Origin of the sequence: Microcoleus sp. AT8-A3, from assembly GCF_036705675.1 — a bacterium.
Taxonomy (GTDB): Bacteria; Cyanobacteriota; Cyanobacteriia; order Cyanobacteriales; family Microcoleaceae; genus Microcoleus.
Genome location: NZ_JAUBVD010000049.1, coordinates 31166 through 46827, shown reverse-complemented (window position 1 = coordinate 46827; position 15662 = coordinate 31166). Strand labels below are relative to the sequence as shown.

The window sequence follows — 15662 nt, the reverse complement described above, 5'->3', positions numbered from 1 at the left end:
ATTTCAGCCTAAAAGCGTTTGGCTTCCAAGTTTTCACAACTGATAAAGAAATCCGACCGACATCTGCGGAATGTGGGATTTAATTCTCATTCCATCTGCGGTTTGCCTATTACATCAAAAATTTAGGCAAGAAGTTTAATCAAGAAAAAAGGCAGGGGGAAAAATGTTTATAGTAAGGCCTTTAGTCATTAAAAAGGTAAAGGATCAGGTTCTGACGGTAACAGACTTACGCCAGTATAAGCTGATTGGAGTCTATCAAAAATGTATTCAAAAGCTTCTTCAAAGTGTCTGGGTTCATCAATGAGAATCTTGAATTCGTGACCCCAAGGATAAACGGTGACAATGAAATTGTCAATAACTTTGTTAACACTCAAAGATATTTCGACTGTTTCGCGATCGCCATTTTCGGGAGTTTCGGGATTTTCACAAACATCGATCGCACCATCAAAATACAGAATGCCATTGTCATCAAACTTCTGATTTTGCTTTTGAATCGGGCATTCCAAATAATCGCTCATTTGCGTGATAAAAATGTCACTAAAATCCTGACAAGCTTCGCAGGATTCGCGGTATGCTTGCCGGGATGCGGCGTAAGCTTTGCAAAGTTTCTCAAATTTAGACATAGAAATTACCAGTGTTAACTGCCCAACATATCAAATATTAGCTCGCAGACGCAATATTTTTAACAAGGTGTTGAATTGATCTGGTAAAGGTGCGATCGCCTCTATTAATTCTCCGGTTACGGGATGCTGCAAAGTCAGCCGCCATGCGTGGAGGGCTTGTCCGGTTAAATTGACGCCGATAGAACGGTTGGAACTGTACATCGGGTCGCCGACAATCGGATGTTTTATCTCGGCTGTATGCACGCGAATTTGATGGGTGCGGCCTGTTTCTAATTGATAGTGCATTAAGCAATAGTTGCCGATTCTTTCTTTGATTTTCCAGTGAGTAACTGCGGGGCGACCGCCTTTTTCTACTGGTACTACCGCCATTTTTTTGCGATCTGTGGGATGCCGCCCGATGGGTAGGTCTATTGTACCTGTTTCGGTGTTGGGAGCCCCGTAAACTATGCCTAAATATTCGCGGCGGGCGGTTTTGGTTTTGAGTTGGGCTTGCAGGTGTTGGTGGGCGATGTCGGTTTTGGCGATCGCGATCGCACCTGTTGTATCTTTGTCTAATCTGTGTACGATTCCCGGCCGCTGAACTCCGCCTATTTCTGCTAGGGGACAGTGCGCTAACAGGGCGTTGACTAATGTACCGTCTGCGTGTCCGGCGGCTGGGTGGACGACTAATCCGGCTGGTTTGTTGATGATAATTAGGCTGTCATCTTCGTAGAGGATGTCCAGGGGAATTGCTTCGGCCTGCAACTTTGTGGGTTCGGTTTCGGGTAAAGTGAGGTGGATGCGATCGCCCGTTTTTACTGATATTTTTTTCGAGGTGCAGGTTTCGTCGTTGACTTTGACGTTACCTTGTGATATGAGGCTTTGGATTCGCGATCGGGATAAGTCCGGTATCTGGTTTGACAGCCAAATATCTAATCGCTGATTGACATTACTGCGATCGAATTCCTCTGTATTTTCTACTGTGTAAATCTGTGCCGCAGTGTCTATTTCTATCATTATACTTTCTTTGGTAATCGGTAATCATATCATGTCCGAGCGATTAACCATACTATCCCGGTCGGGGCGGGTTTTTGGGATGGTCAATTATTGGCAGGTATTGTTGGTGAACCCGCCCCTACAAAAATCCCGGCCCCTCAACCGGACATGATATCACTAATTTAAAATCGATCGATTTGTATGCAGTACATATCCTGTAGGGGCGGGTTTCACCAACAATACGCGCCTGTAACTAATAATCTCGTAAACCCGCCCCCACCCAGGGTAAATTTCCAATCACCGGCAATTATCGCAGTGCCCGCACCGCATAAATTTAGCCTCATTTGCAAACCCAAAAGCTTGCAGCAAAAATTGCCACCTGCACTCGCGATGTTTGAGATATTTTGCCATTTCTTCCGCTGCAGTAAAAGTTGATTTTTCTGCTTTTTGCTGGGGAGATTTATTGATCGCATAATTAAAAGGATCTTGCCATGTTAATTGTCCGCTACTGTGCAAGATAGAAAGGGCGATCGCACTTTCGGGAAATTCGCGGGAAACTGCTTCTATATCGCCTTTAACAGGCAGTTTTTTAGCTAATTGCTGAGCTTCTCGGTATTGCGATCGCAATTTATCTTGAAAAAATTCCTTTCTTTGTTTATCTTCAGGATAAAGCAAACCCGTAGGTTCGCTAATCAATGTCAGGGCGATCGCTGATTTGCCGTCGCGTCCGCCTCTACCAATTTCCTGAATGTATTCCGATAATAGCAAAGGTGCTTGATAATGAACAACCCACCGGACATCGGGCTTGTTAATTCCCATCCCGAATGCTGAGGTACAAGTCACGAATTTAAGCTCGTTTTTCAGCCAAGCGTTTTCGATTTTTCGCCGTGATTCTGGACTCAAACCTGCATGATATGCTGCTGTTTCATAACCTGCTGCTTCCAACAAATCCGCCAAGCTTTCGCTATCTTTTCTAGTGCGGACATAGACTAAACCTGCTTGTTTGGGTCGGGATTTAATAAAATTTAATAACTGCTGTTTGCGTCCTCTCGGCGTCCAGACTGTTTGCACTTGCAGGTGCAGATTAGAACGGTAGGGACTTAGCAAAAATGCTTCGGGTTTTTGCAGTTGCAAGACATTTTTGATTATCTGCTGTGCTTCCGGGTTGGCGGTAGCGGTAAAAGCTGCGATCGCAATTTTACTGTTTGCTGGTTTAGCTTTCAACAAAGCCGATCGCACTGTTCCCAAACGGCGGTAAGCTGGTCGAAAAGTATCGCCCCACTGCACTAAACAGTGAGCTTCATCTAATATTAAACCGTTGATTTGGATGTGTGGCTGACTGATAATTTCCCAAACAGGTTTGCTGAGTAATGTTTCGGGAGACAGGTACAGCAATCTTAATTTGTTTTGTTGCAGCGATTGCATAGTTTGTCGGCGCTGCGCTGTTGGCAATTGACTGTGGAGGAGGGAAGCGGGTAAATTGCGATCGCGCAATTCTTGTACTTGGTTTTCCATCAGTGCGACTAACGGCGAAACTACCAAAGTTAAACCTGTTTGTAACAAAGCTGGCAGTTGAAAGCAGATGGATTTGCCGCCACCTGTCGGCATAATTATAAGTGTATCTTTTCCGGCTAATAAACTACCGACGATTTCTCCTTGGGGTGGTCGAAAGTCGTCGTATCCCCAGATTTTTTGGAAGGCAGCGCGGGCTTGATTTAATGATGTTGGTTCTTGTTGGTCTTTCATTTAATTTATCCCCAAATCAGACGTAATGTGAGCAGTGCCTGCCCTAAATAATTAAATTTTGTGTAAGTCCTGATGTACCAAGAAACCGGGTGGCTGGTTTCATAATATGCAAGTATCGAGCAGAATAAGTGTTAATTTAATAACAGTTAATAATTTTACTTTTTTAAGTATGAACGCAAGCACGTTAAGCGAAGTTTTCAGCTATCGGCAAAAGACTTGTGATCTTTTCGACACAGCAGGGGCGGTAGAAGCGGTGCGCGAAGATGGTTTTGCGCTGATGCCTGGTGTACTCAGTCCGTCGGAAGTGGCGCAAACAAAGGAAGCACTCGATCGCCTGCAACCCTTCGGACTCGATGGTAGCAGTTGGAGTGAATTGAACCAGCATTTTAAGTGCGTTTTTAATCGCGATCGCCTGTGGCTTTCCTATGCCGATCGACCGGGTATAATTGAATTAGCCGAAGCATTAATGGGCAGCGATTGCCATATTATCGGCATGACTGCGTGGAAAAGCGGGCCCGGTTATGATGGTTGGCGCGTCCACGTCGATCAGGTGTTTGTACCCCTGCCCGAAAGCGTGTTTGCCGTTAGCGGAGCCCTCGAAGAGGAACGCACTTTTCAACTACCAGTATGGATTTGTACAGCCCATTTCTATCTCAGCGACATCGCAGAAGACCTCTGTCCTACCTACATTATTCCTGGTAGTCACAAATCTGGTCGAAAACCAGAACGCGGGGAAGAAACTTGGAACGGACACTCCCCAGAACCAGTTTTGTGCAAAGCAGGAGATGTGCTGTTTTTCCGCAGTGAAATTTGGCACTCCGGCGGCAGAAATACGACAACAGATGGAACTCGCTACTTACTGCAAGTGCATTATTCCCACCGCAACATCGCGCAGAAATTTTCGCCTTGGCCGTGGCAGTTTAACCCCGAAATAATCGCTACCGCTACTGAACGCCAACTGCGGCTGTTAGGCAAACATCCTGAGTCAAATTACGGTTAAAATACATGGCTAATTCTGTTTGATTACCTGTATAGCAAGCCTTAGAAGAAATATGAACACCATCTATTCTCTTCTATTCCTTTCTCTTTTCTGCTCTTTCTCTGTGTCCTCTGCGCCCTCTGCGGTTCATCAAAAAAAATATCTGTCACAAATCCATTAACATTATAATGTCAAAGTTATTTGAGACTTGGAGTTTTGGATTTGGGATTACGATCAATTCTAGAGAATGGTAAATCTCCAAATATCTTGAGCAATCCAAAATCCAAAATCCAAAATCCAAAATCCCCTAAGACTCCTCGCCGTCTCGGCGGCCGAGCTCGTACACGCCGCCACCAATACAGGCGATCGTACCCATAGATACCGCCCAACCAGTACCCAGAGAAAATTCTACGCCCCAATTGCACAATCCGCCCACAATCAAAAAGGGCACAATGCTCAACAGCGAAGCGTAAAACGCATTTTGGGCTTCTCTGGCTTGGCGGGTTCTTTCAAACTCGGCTTCCGAGGTGTAGAGGGATCTCTCAGCAAAATTCATCCAGCGGTTGAGTTGCAGGATTACCCATTCTGTGAGGGGCGACAGGCCCCAGTACAGGGCCAAAGACCACAAGGACGCACCGGCGATCGCAGTTGCGTCTATGGCAAAACTAAAGGGAAAAATTTCAGTAAGCATTGCTTGATGTGTTATGAATTTGAGATTTTGGATAACATCCAAAATCCCGGAACTAACTAACTATAGTGTCAAGCAAAAGCTCGATCGGATTCAACCGCAGCACGAATTAGTCTGCCAACTTTTTTTTATCTCCCCTGGGCATTTACCCGGAAGCCTTGACACGGGTTTTGGATGGAGTAAGATACACGTTGTTGATAAACTGATTCGCGATCGCGGGTAGAGCTCAAAGCCAATCTTGCAGCGAATTGGCATAACTTACATTTTGCACCCTTCTCACAAACGGGCTTTCCGGCCCGTTCCACAAAGGATGATTTTTTTGTGGGCTCGGCCGGAAAGCCCGCCCCTGAAAGCTTTATTGACAAGGGTGCAAGATGTGAGGCTAACAGACAACGCAAACTCCCACACACATTTAACTTTGAGCCGTGAAAAAAATCCTGCAAGACTCTAGAGGCCCGCTGACGGCAAAACGCTTTTTTCGTCTCAGACAGATGCTGCTGCTGGCACTTTCGATCGGCATTGTGTTGATTAGCCCTTATTTGCAGCAGCAGGTGGTCAAAGCTCAGTCAGGCTTACCAACCAGAGTAGCGACGGGTAATTTGTGGCAAGAAGCTTCTTTTCCAGTCGAAAACTTTGAAACCTACACTTCCCCCTTCGGCCCCCGTGGCGGGGATTTTCATTACGGTTTGGACTTGGCCGCCCCGGAAGGCAGCTATATCCGCAATTGGTGGGGCGGGCAAATTGTGGAAGTTTGGGAAGATGGCCGATGCGGCACTGGTATGATCGTGCGATCGGGAAATTGGGAACACATCTACTGTCACCTCAGAGGCCGAGTGCTAACGGCTAACGGCGGGCGTTATTATACCGATCGCGAAGGTACTTTGCAAATTTGGCAAGGTCAAACAGTGCCTGCGGGTGCGAGAATTGCCAGAGTTGGGATGACCGGCCGCACGAGTGGGCCTCACTTGCACTGGGGATTGAAGTACGGCGGCCGCTGGGTTGACCCGGCTTTGGTTCTCCGGGAAATGTACGCGCAACAATCTTAATTAGTCATTAGTTAGTAGTCATTAGTCATTAGTCATTAGTGATTAGTTAGTAGTCATTTTTGGGGTTTGTAGTAATGAGTAAAGTCCTGATTTTTTCGAGAATGAGGAATAAAGTCATCACTACAAACTTGAATAACTAATGACTAATGACTCTTTATGTTGGTGCCAACTCTTTTTTGTTTACCTCGGTGTAGCGAGCGACAATTTGCCGGAATTCGTCGCCGTCGATCGTTTCTTCATCCAACAGCGCTTCGACAAGTTTGTCTACCAAATCCCGATTTTCGCGGATAATTCGGCGAGCTTCTTCGTAGCACTCAAAGGCAATTTCCCGGACTTGGCGATCGATCTTGATTGCCATTTCTTCGGAATACTCCGATCGCGAATTCCAGCTTTGACCCAAAAACACCTCATTGTTCGGACTTTCCAAAGCCACAGGCCCCAAATCCGACATTCCGTAAAGCGTTACCATCTCCCTGGCGAGACTGCTAACTTTTCTGAGATCGCTACCGGCACCGGTGTCGATTTCAGCATCGCCATAAATTTCGGCCTCCGCCGCCCGTCCCCCCAAAGCTACTTTAATTCGGTTTAACAGCAAAGCCCGACTCCTCAAACCTTCGCTGTCGAGCATTTCGTCGTCGAGCACAAAGCTAGTAAAGCCTTCGATGCCACCGGAACGGGGAATAATCGTTACTTTTTCCACGGGGTCGGCATTTTTGAGCATGGTCGCGACTAGGGCGTGTCCGACTTCGTGGTATGCTGTCATCCACTTTTTCTTGCTGTCGAGCAGCGGGTTGAGCGTCAGCCCGATCGTGATCCGGTCGATCGCGTCGTGAACTTCTAAGTTAGTAATCGTGTCTTTGCGACGCCTCGCAGTGAGAATTGCTGCTTCGTTGAGCAAGTTTGCCAAGTCAGCGCCGGAAAAGCCGGGAGTGCGGCGGGCGATCGTGTCTAGGGCAACTTCTGGGTCGAGTTTTTTGTTGCGCGCGTGAACTTGCAAAATCCCCAAACGCCCTTTGTAACTGGGTAAATCTACCGTTACTTGTCGATCGAACCTGCCGGGTCGCAGCAGGGCGGTATCGAGCACGTCGGGGCGGTTAGTAGCTGCAATCACAATCACACCGCTGTTACCCTCAAAGCCGTCCATTTCTGTCAGCAACTGATTGAGAGTTTGTTCGCGTTCGTCGTTGCCGCCGCCGATACCAGCGCCCCGCTGCCTTCCTACGGCGTCTATTTCGTCGATGAAGACGATGCAGGGCGAATTTTCTTTAGCTTTGCGGAACAAGTCGCGGACGCGGGAGGCGCCAACTCCGACAAACATTTCGACAAATTCGGAACCGGAGATGCTGAAGAAGGGGACGGCTGCTTCGCCTGCGATGGCTTTGGCCAGCATTGTTTTGCCGGTTCCGGGAGGCCCGATTAACAGAACTCCTCTGGGAATTTTGGCGCCGATGGCGTTGAAGCGTTCGGGTTTTTTGAGGAAGGTTACGACTTCTTGCAGTTCTTCTTTAGCTTCTTCGATGCCTGCTACGTCGTCGAACATCACGCCGGTTTTGGCTTCCATTTGGAAACGGGCTCTGGATTTGCCGAAGTTCATGGCATTTCCTTGAGATTGGGTCGATCGGCGCAGGATTGCCATCAGCACTGCCAACACTGCAAAAATCACTAGCAAGTTTATTACTAAACTGACTGCCGCTGCGTTATCTGCTGTTTGTTTGACTTCAAAGTCAATCTTTTTGGCGCGGATTTGCGAGTACAGTTCTCGGTTGTTGTAGTCGAACAGACTAACTGATTGGGTTTGATCGCTTTTTTGATTTTTTAGCCTAACCTTGGCAGTTCTTTGAGTTTCGTCTACTTCGATTTTACTGACTTGCCCTTTTTCTATGTTGTCGATGAGTTGGCTGTAACTCATGGTGTTTGGCGCACTCTCGGCAAACACCGGGGTCGAGAGCAATATTCCTTGAGAAATCACCAAACTGCCCAGGATGCGCCAAAGATTCCGTCCTGGAATTGATTTTTTAGGATTCTGGCTCGACTTGTCTTTGTTTACAGCTAGATGCCCCAGCCATGCGTGTTTCCAAGAATTTTTCATATTGCTTTGCCCAAGGTTGAAGACTGCCAAGATTGACCGCTTGTGGTTTGCTACGTTCATTTATTTTAACAAGAGGGCGGGTGTTGGATGGGTTTATCTCTCGCGGGCATCTTAAGAAACCCCTCAAGAGGGGGGCGGTTTCATTCTCGGTAGGTGCAATCCCCCGTGGTTGCCCCCATGTCCCAAACGCCTGTGCAATGGTCTGTGGGTGGGGGCGGGCACGGGGACTAGGGGTCGCACCGCCCCTACAAAAGCCTGATTTTCGTGAGAATGAAACCGCCCTGCTCTTGAGGGGGGTTTTGAATCCACGGCTGCTCGAGAAACCGGGTTTTTTACCTAATCTGCGGGCTATAACCCAGGATTTTGCTCAAAAAACCCGGTTTCTCGGCTCCCTCCACTGAACTTACCCACGGCTGCTCAAGAAACCGGGTTTTTTACCTAATTTGCGGGCTATAACCCAGGATTTTGCTCAAAAAACCCGGTTTCTCGGCTCCCTCCGTAAATCTCAAATCTCAAATCTCAAATCTCAAATCGATGGATTTTGCTCAAAAAACCCGGTTTCTGGGCCTCTCTACTGAACTTACCCACGGCTGCTCAAGAAACCGGGTTTTTTACCCAATCTGCGGGCTATAACCCAGGATTTTGCTCAAAAAACCCGGTTTCTGGGTTCCGTCGGTAAATCTAAAATCTCAAATCTAAAATCTAAAATCGATTGACAGTTGCCGATCGAACTTGCTATGTTAATCATACTCGTAATGAGTACGTTTTACTCAAGCAGTTATTGTTTTTAAGCTTTATGGTAAAAATTGTCGGCATTGGTGGAAGTTTGCGGGCTGGCTCCTACAGCCAGTTAGCGTTGAAGGTGGCAGCAGAACGGGCGCAGGCTTTGGGCGCGGAAGTTGAAATATGGGATTTGCGATCGCTCAATCTGCCATTCTGCAAGGGTGAGAATGATTATCTCGATTACCCGGATGTGGAAAAGCTGCAGAATGCAGTTAAGCAAGCCGACGGCTTGATTTTGGCAACGCCGGAGTATCACGGTAGCGTCAGCGGTGCTCTCAAGAATGCCCTGGATTTGATGAGTTTTGAGCATTTGGACGGGAAAGTTGCGGGTGGGATTAGCGTTTTGGGAGGGCAAGTTAACAGCAACGCACTCAACGATTTGCGCGTGATTTTGAGATGGGTGCACGCTTGGGTAATTCCCGAACAAATTGCGATCGGACAAGCTTGGAAAGCTTTTAGTCCTGATGGTAAATTGTTGGATGAAAAACTGTCTGAAAGGTTCGACGAATTTGCTCGGAGTTTAGTAGAAAATACGCGGAAATTGCGAGGAATTTCATAATTGTATCTCATGACAAATGCAGTCCTGGACGCAACTGGCATAGTCTTTGGGTGCGTCAGTTCCAATAATTTCTCGATTAGAAGAGGTTTTCTCTATCTGACGCACCCTACAAGCTGTAATGTAACAGTTAACAGTCAACAGTCAACTGAGTCAAAATGGCATATCGATCATGTCTCCGAAAGGATGGGGTACGTCGATCGGCATTCTTCCGGGTTTTGACTCATATTTGTCTATCCACTTTTTGGCCAATTCCAAAGCTTCCTCCTCTGTCTTGGCATTTTGGACGGCGACGTGGCGGTTGCCGCGGCTATCCCAAACCTCGACGTAGAAGACTTTCTGGGATTGAATAATCCAACCTTTATAAGTGTCTGCTGGTTCCATAGTTAGAATCCTAAAATAATCGGGCGGGGAGTTCCACTGGCTAGCTAATTGTAAATATTGCCCTGCATAAAATGAATTTTACGGGGGTTTCTATAGTATTTTTGGAAAAAAGTCAGTTTTACGGTTAACCTCATGACTAGACTCCTGAAGCAATTATTTAACTGGAGAAAATATCTCCAACCTTTGGCGGCGACGATCGCGATCGCCCTAATCGCATCCCAGATGGCGGTATTGCCGGCATTGGCGACTGGCGTTTACGAAATACCGGTGTTGTCGGCGGGCGATCGAACTTGGGTGTTCGACAAAGGCGACGTGCTCAGCCGCAGTAGCGAAAGCAATATCAGCAGCGTGCTCGACAACCTGGAAAACAAAACAGGGAAACAAGTCCGATTTGTCACCATCCACCGCTTAGACTACGGTGAAACGGCTGCCACTTTCACCGACCAACTGTTTGAACAGTGGTTTCCCGCAAAAGAAGACCAGACTAATCAAATTTTACTCGTTCTGGACACTGTTACCAACAGCGCGGCAATTCGGACGGGGGAAGGGGTGAAATCCCTGCTAACCGATGAAATTGCCCAGAGTGTAGCCGGGGAAACTGTGCAAGTGCCACTGCGGGAAGCGAATAAATACAACGAGGCATTTGCGGCTGCAAGTACGCGCATTGCAACTGTTTTGTCGGGCGAACCCGATCCGGGCCCTCCTGAAGTTGTTGACAACATTCAAGTTGAAGGCACGTTTAAAAAAGCTGAAGAAACAGATCAAGGCAATGCCACAGTTGTTGTGGTTGTGCTGTTGGTGTTGGCGACAGTGATTCCGATGGTGACTTATTTCTGGTATCAAGGTTTTTCGTGATCGGGTGCTGCTTGCATCCGATCGGTTGCCATTTTGTCAAGAAAATATGGCAGGGCTGCACTAATCTTGAACGTATTCTCGATCGCTCAACAATGCAATTTCTGCCCGTACAAATTCCCGTCCCAGATAAGCCGCGTGATCTAACATTGTCACCGGGTTGGGGCGGGTTTCTTCTAGAATTTTGACACAAAGTTCTTTGGCGGTTCTGCCGGTAAAAAGTGTGGACTGAGTGCGTTCTACTTTGCCGCGGGCGGGGATGGGTTTGCCGGTTTCGGGATCGACGGCGAGGCCTCGATCGTCGATGATGTTGGTGAAATGTTTGGCACAAATTAAGCTGGTTTCGCGATCGAGATAGATGATGAAGTAGCCGCCTGGATCGAGGTCGATGTGGCGTTTGGATAGCTTGTCATCGATTGCGGTGAGGTTTTCCAATGTTTGACTCATGGTTGGTGAAAGGAAGTAAAGAATAGCTATATTTTTTTTGCTATTTCTAGTTTAGTCGGCTGTGGGACAAGTTTGGGACATTGGTTGGTTGAATGCGGGGGGAATTTTCGGGCGATCGACATTCTATCCGATATCTGTGGGGACAGGGCATTGCCGTGTCCGGCGGTGGCTGCTGCGACTTTTAATGAGTGGTATAAGATTGAGGACTGTCACAAGACTTGTGGAACTTGATAGAATGAACCGCAGAGAACGCAGAGAACGCAGAGTGAAAGAAGAGAGAGAAACAAAATATGTTAGGATTGGCTTTAGTAAGATTTAGTATTGAATTATAAATGAAATTTATAGATTTATTTTCAGGAATTGGAGGTTTCAGACAAGGTTTTGAAAAAATGGGCTTTGAATGCGTTTTTTCCTGCGAAATTAACAGCAAATGCCGACAAGTTTACACGGAGAACTTCGGTGAGGTTCCTTTTGGAGATATCAGTAAAATTAATCCCGTTGAGTTAGAAGACTTTGATGTTTTAGTCGCCGGGTTTCCGTGCCAACCTTTTAGTATCTGTGGCAAAAAGCTAGGTTTTGAAGATACTAGAGGCACGCTATTTTTTGAGATTTGTAAAATTATCAAAATTAAGCAACCTCAAGTAGTTGTTCTCGAAAATGTCAAGCACTTAATCCATCATGACAAGGGAAATACCTTAAAAGTAATTATTGCCAGTCTTGAAGATTTGGGATACAGCGTGAATTACAAAATGCTGAATGCTAAAGACTTTGGAATTGCTCAACATCGTGAAAGAATATTTATTATTGCAACTCAAGGTAAACCATTCAATTTTTCTCGGCTTAAAATCCAGTTGACTCCAAAAATCAGGGAATTTCTAGACGAGACAGGAGATTTTGAAATATTGGATAAATCCGAGTATACTCTAATTGAGTCTCCGAGAAAGCAAGATTCGGGACTTTTATTTGTAGGTTACAGAAATAAAGGTACTTGGAAAACTGGCGTGAGGCCGAATACAGAACATTTATCGAGAGTTCACAGACAGCCTAATCGCATTTATTCGGTAGATGGAGTGCATCCGACAATTCCTTCGCAAGAAACATCGGGCAGGTTTTTTATCTACATTCCTGAGCAAGATATGGTGAGAAAGTTGACGCTGAAGGAATGTTACCGTCTTATGGGTTTTCCTGAAGATTTTAAAACTTATCCGAGTGCGGGGGAAAGTTACAAGCAAATTGGGAATTCGGTTTGTGTGCCGGTTGTGGAGGCGATAGCGCAAGAAATATTAAGTCAAAATTTATTGTCAAATGAGCCAAATGAACCACAAAGAAAAACTGAAGAATATATACAGCTTGTCCTTTTAAATTGCTGATATTAACTTGAGGAAGATTCCCATACAATTCGAGACCGTCTTGCTAACAAAAGTGCAAGCTCATCAGCCCTTGGACGGTTATCTTCACGATAGGGCAAGCCTATAATACTCCCATGAGATGAAGAGTCACGTACTACATTTAGACCTAGTTCTCGAATTTTCCCTAAATCCAGGCTAGCAACTCCTTCACAATTTCTCAATGCACTCAAAGATTGCTCTAGGGAAAAATTGACAGAAATACCCTGTTCGTTTATACGTTGGCGCAAATAGTAGGCGTCCGATTTGACGATCGATCTATCCCGATCTATCCATCCTTTTCGGAGAGCTCGGTAAACAAGTGTACGATCCGGTAATGTTTCAAACTCTGACGCACTCCCTGAAGATGGTTCTATCATATTTTGTTAAACCACTGCAACCAGTAAACTAATGTTGATGATGAAGCTATATTTTCGACCGCATTTTCATTGTTTGCATGGTGATAAATGTCAACTGGTTGCTCCGCACTGCATGGACAAAATAGGCGAACTGTACGCTCTGGTTCTAAGCTTGTCCAATCTAGTGTAATACTGCCTCTGTCATCTGTACCTGTTGAGGCTTTTGGAAAATTATCACCCAAAATATCATAGGTTTCTACAATCAATTTCATCGCTGTTCTGAAAGCATACTCAGTTGGTCTCAAAATCCCGTACTCATCCTCTTGTTCTAAATCTAAAAGTTCGATCAGACGTTCAACAGTGATTCGGAAATTCAATAAACCGCTATTGCTACTGCTCTCAGTAATCTGTTCTTTCGCTACAGTCATAAAATTCAATCCCTTTTAGGCGATCGCCAATTTAATCCTAACACAGCCTCATGCTGTGAAATTTGTACTCAAAACTGCGATCGTTGACTCTCGATCAATATTTGCAAGGACACAGCAGTGCCGTGTCCAAATCCGAATATATTTGTAGGGATACAGCACTGCTGTGTCCGCGATATTTGCAAGGACACGGCAGTGCCGTTTCCCTACCGAAAACCGCGATATTTGTAAGGACACGGCAGTGCCCTTTCCCTACTTGTCTTAAGCTGGAACTTGGATTCTTTCGGTGCCGGCAAGTTCAAAGGCTGCGTGAATTGCCTTCAAAGCAGTTACGCCTTGTCCTTCATCCACAACGCAGCTAATTTTAATCTCCGAAGTTGCAATCATTTGAATGTTGATTTGCTGGCGGGAAAGCGCTTCAAACATTTTTGCCGCTACTCCCGGATGCGCTACCATCCCGGAACCGACAACGCTAACTTTGGCAATTTGTGTATCGACTGCTACTTCGCCCCATCCGAATTCTGGGGCGGCTTTTTCGAGGACTATTTTAGCAGCTTCGGCGTCGATTTGTGCTACGGTAAATGCAATGTCGCGAGTTAATATGCCGTCGATATTGTGACAGCGCTGCGACTGAATGATTGTGTCTACGCTGATATTTTCCTCGGCTAAAAGTCCGAACAGTTTTGCTGCTACTCCGGGTCGATCGGGCAATTGGCGAATTGCTAGACGCGCTTGATTGAGATCCAACGCAACGGCGCGGACTGCGGGCGGTTTGTGGGATGATGAATGCAGCCCAACAGGGGAGTTGGCGACATCAAATGTTTTGCAGAGTTCGGCAACGGCCCGATCGCAATCTTCAGCATCGATCGCACAACTAACTTTAACCTCGGATGTAGAAATCATTTGAATGTTAATTCCCGCATCCGCTAAAGTCTTAAACATCTGCGCCGCTACCCTCGGACGACCGATCATTCCCGCACCCGCAATGCTAACTTTAGCTATGGGCCGCTCTTCTGCTTTCACTTCCGGTTCTCCCAATTCTGGGCGAGAATTCTTGCCGAGGGTGGGAATAATTGCATCTGCAACGGCGGTGGCTTGTTGCAGAGATTTTCGCGTCACTGTGAAGGCAATATCGTTAGTATTTCCTTCATGAATTGACTGGATAATTAAGTCTACATCGAGGTTTTGTTGGGCGATCGCACCAAACAACCGCGCTGCTACGCCGGGGCGATCGGGCAAACGCAGCAGCGACACCCCTGCCTGATCTAAGTCAAATTCCACCGCATCGACGGCTTTTGCGAGCTCCAAGCCCTCCAAAGGCCGGGGTTGCGGGGGTGGGGACACTACACGGGTACCGGGGGCGTCACTCCAGCTAGAAAGCACTACCAGCGGCACGCCGTAATTCTTGGCAATTTCTACCGCGCGCGGGTGGAGGACTTTTGCACCCAAACTCGCCAATTCCAGCATTTCGTCGCAAGTGATTTCGTCCATCAATTGCGCGTCGGCAACCAAGCGCGGATCTGTAGTCAGAATTCCGGGCACGTCGGTATAAATTTCGCACCTGTCGGCCCGCAGCGCAGCAGCCAAGGCTACTGCTGTTGTGTCGGAACCGCCACGGCCCAAGGTGGTAATTTCCAATTCTCCGGCATCGGCGATGCCTTGGAAACCGGCAACCACAACGACTTTACCGCTTTTTAACTGGCTTTCAAGCCGATTCGGATCGATTCGCAAAATTCGGGCGCGGGTGTGGGCGGCTTCGGTGACAATGCCGACTTGGGCGCCGGTGAGGGAAATGGCGGGCTGTCCCATTTCCTGCAATGCCATGCTTAAAAGTGCGATCGAGACTTGTTCCCCAGTGGAAAGCAACATATCCATTTCCCGCTTGTTGGGATTTGGGGAAATTTCCTTGGCGAGTTTAACTAAACCGTCGGTGGTTTTGCCCATCGCTGAAAGTACGACAACCAGAGAGTTGCCGAGCTGTGCTGTTTTTACTACTCGTCTGGCTACTTCCAAAATGCGATCGACTGTACCAACCGAGGTTCCGCCATATTTCTGAACAATTAGTGCCATAGATTCTACACAAAGCTACAAAATACTTATCAAATAATACAAGCAGCTTCTGGATTAGAACCGATGTCGATCTTGTTTTTGAGGCTGGTAGGTGCCAATCAAGAAACCGGGTTTTTGGCTAGATTGAAGGTTTGAATCGAATACTTTGGCGAAAAAACCCGGTTTCTCGTCACCGCTGCGTAAGTTCAAAGAAACCGGGTTTTTGGGAGATTGATGATTTTTTGCGAATATTTTGGCGGAAAAACCCGGTTTCTG

General features: G+C 46.7%; 14 protein-coding genes. 5 read left to right on the top strand and 9 right to left on the bottom strand.

Annotated features, from left to right (window positions below; genetic code table 11):
* Positions 1-188: 188 nt before the first annotated feature.
* The 3 genes from QUB51_RS23340 to QUB51_RS23330 form a co-directional block, all read right to left on the bottom strand.
* Positions 189-623, bottom strand: a complete 435-nt coding sequence (locus tag QUB51_RS23340) for a hypothetical protein (protein ID WP_333052208.1) — start codon at positions 621-623, stop codon at positions 189-191.
* 30 nt (positions 624-653) lie between these two features.
* Entirely contained in the window at positions 654-1619 is a 966-nt protein-coding gene (locus QUB51_RS23335) for an RluA family pseudouridine synthase (RefSeq protein ID WP_333263468.1), read from the bottom strand.
* A gap of 276 nt (positions 1620-1895) precedes the next feature.
* Positions 1896-3344: a RecQ family ATP-dependent DNA helicase gene (locus tag QUB51_RS23330; protein ID WP_333207785.1), complete on the bottom strand. Its 1449-nt coding sequence runs from the start codon at positions 3342-3344 to the stop codon at positions 1896-1898.
* A gap of 169 nt (positions 3345-3513) precedes the next feature.
* Here QUB51_RS23330 and QUB51_RS23325 point away from each other — a divergent pair, with 169 nt between their 5' ends.
* Complete coding sequence (locus QUB51_RS23325) at positions 3514-4344, top strand: phytanoyl-CoA dioxygenase family protein (protein ID WP_333052216.1); 831 nt, start codon at positions 3514-3516, stop codon at positions 4342-4344.
* A gap of 286 nt (positions 4345-4630) precedes the next feature.
* Here QUB51_RS23325 and QUB51_RS23320 read toward each other — a convergent pair whose 3' ends face one another.
* Positions 4631-5014, bottom strand: a complete 384-nt coding sequence (locus QUB51_RS23320) for a hypothetical protein (RefSeq protein WP_333052219.1) — start codon at positions 5012-5014, stop codon at positions 4631-4633.
* A 488-nt stretch (positions 5015-5502) separates the two neighbouring features.
* Between QUB51_RS23320 and QUB51_RS23315 the strand changes: the two genes are divergently transcribed.
* Positions 5503-6057 carry a M23 family metallopeptidase gene (locus QUB51_RS23315; protein WP_333207798.1) on the top strand — a complete coding sequence of 185 codons (555 nt, stop codon included), beginning with the start codon at positions 5503-5505 and terminating at the stop codon, positions 6055-6057.
* Positions 6058-6211: 154 nt separating this feature from the next.
* Here the strand turns inward: QUB51_RS23315 and ftsH are convergent, their stop codons facing one another.
* The gene (gene ftsH, locus QUB51_RS23310) at positions 6212-8146 is read right to left on the bottom strand and encodes an ATP-dependent zinc metalloprotease FtsH (RefSeq protein WP_333052227.1); all 1935 of its coding nucleotides are present in this window, start codon (positions 8144-8146) and stop codon (positions 6212-6214) included.
* A 796-nt stretch (positions 8147-8942) separates the two neighbouring features.
* Between ftsH and QUB51_RS23305 the strand changes: the two genes are divergently transcribed.
* On the top strand, positions 8943-9488 hold the full coding sequence (locus QUB51_RS23305) for an NADPH-dependent FMN reductase (protein ID WP_333052309.1): 546 nt from the start codon (positions 8943-8945) through the stop codon (positions 9486-9488).
* A gap of 150 nt (positions 9489-9638) precedes the next feature.
* Here QUB51_RS23305 and QUB51_RS23300 read toward each other — a convergent pair whose 3' ends face one another.
* The gene (locus tag QUB51_RS23300; protein WP_006635545.1) at positions 9639-9869 is read right to left on the bottom strand and encodes a hypothetical protein; all 231 of its coding nucleotides are present in this window, start codon (positions 9867-9869) and stop codon (positions 9639-9641) included.
* Between the two features lie 132 nt (positions 9870-10001).
* Between QUB51_RS23300 and psb32 the strand changes: the two genes are divergently transcribed.
* Positions 10002-10724, top strand: a complete 723-nt coding sequence (psb32, locus tag QUB51_RS23295; RefSeq protein ID WP_333052230.1) for a photosystem II repair protein Psb32 — start codon at positions 10002-10004, stop codon at positions 10722-10724.
* A gap of 60 nt (positions 10725-10784) precedes the next feature.
* Here psb32 and QUB51_RS23290 read toward each other — a convergent pair whose 3' ends face one another.
* Complete coding sequence (locus tag QUB51_RS23290; protein ID WP_333052232.1) at positions 10785-11168, bottom strand: DUF4346 domain-containing protein; 384 nt, start codon at positions 11166-11168, stop codon at positions 10785-10787.
* 332 nt (positions 11169-11500) lie between these two features.
* On the opposite strand from QUB51_RS23290, the gene dcm reads away from it, so the two are divergent.
* Positions 11501-12538, top strand: a complete 1038-nt coding sequence (gene dcm, locus QUB51_RS23285; protein WP_333052235.1) for a DNA (cytosine-5-)-methyltransferase — start codon at positions 11501-11503, stop codon at positions 12536-12538.
* Between the two features lie 391 nt (positions 12539-12929).
* Here dcm and QUB51_RS23280 read toward each other — a convergent pair whose 3' ends face one another.
* Together QUB51_RS23280 and QUB51_RS23275 are read right to left on the bottom strand one after the other, a co-directional pair.
* Complete coding sequence (locus tag QUB51_RS23280) at positions 12930-13340, bottom strand: hypothetical protein (RefSeq protein ID WP_333052239.1); 411 nt, start codon at positions 13338-13340, stop codon at positions 12930-12932.
* 258 nt (positions 13341-13598) lie between these two features.
* Positions 13599-15407: an aspartate kinase gene (locus QUB51_RS23275; RefSeq protein ID WP_333052242.1), complete on the bottom strand. Its 1809-nt coding sequence runs from the start codon at positions 15405-15407 to the stop codon at positions 13599-13601.
* Positions 15408-15662 lie beyond the last annotated feature (255 nt).

Coding starts and splice junctions, on each gene's coding strand:
- QUB51_RS23340 (WP_333052208.1), bottom strand. CDS start 623: ATGTCTAAATTTGAGAAACTTTGCAAAGCTTACGCCGCATCCCGGCAA.
- QUB51_RS23335 (WP_333263468.1), bottom strand. CDS start 1,619: ATGATAGAAATAGACACTGCGGCACAGATTTACACAGTAGAAAATACA.
- QUB51_RS23330 (WP_333207785.1), bottom strand. CDS start 3,344: ATGAAAGACCAACAAGAACCAACATCATTAAATCAAGCCCGCGCTGCC.
- QUB51_RS23325 (WP_333052216.1), top strand. CDS start 3,514: ATGAACGCAAGCACGTTAAGCGAAGTTTTCAGCTATCGGCAAAAGACT.
- QUB51_RS23320 (WP_333052219.1), bottom strand. CDS start 5,014: ATGCTTACTGAAATTTTTCCCTTTAGTTTTGCCATAGACGCAACTGCG.
- QUB51_RS23315 (WP_333207798.1), top strand. CDS start 5,503: ATGCTGCTGCTGGCACTTTCGATCGGCATTGTGTTGATTAGCCCTTAT.
- ftsH (WP_333052227.1), bottom strand. CDS start 8,146: ATGAAAAATTCTTGGAAACACGCATGGCTGGGGCATCTAGCTGTAAAC.
- QUB51_RS23305 (WP_333052309.1), top strand. CDS start 8,943: ATGGTAAAAATTGTCGGCATTGGTGGAAGTTTGCGGGCTGGCTCCTAC.
- QUB51_RS23300 (WP_006635545.1), bottom strand. CDS start 9,869: ATGGAACCAGCAGACACTTATAAAGGTTGGATTATTCAATCCCAGAAA.
- psb32 (WP_333052230.1), top strand. CDS start 10,002: ATGACTAGACTCCTGAAGCAATTATTTAACTGGAGAAAATATCTCCAA.
- QUB51_RS23290 (WP_333052232.1), bottom strand. CDS start 11,168: ATGAGTCAAACATTGGAAAACCTCACCGCAATCGATGACAAGCTATCC.
- dcm (WP_333052235.1), top strand. CDS start 11,501: ATGAAATTTATAGATTTATTTTCAGGAATTGGAGGTTTCAGACAAGGT.
- QUB51_RS23280 (WP_333052239.1), bottom strand. CDS start 13,340: ATGACTGTAGCGAAAGAACAGATTACTGAGAGCAGTAGCAATAGCGGT.
- QUB51_RS23275 (WP_333052242.1), bottom strand. CDS start 15,407: ATGGCACTAATTGTTCAGAAATATGGCGGAACCTCGGTTGGTACAGTC.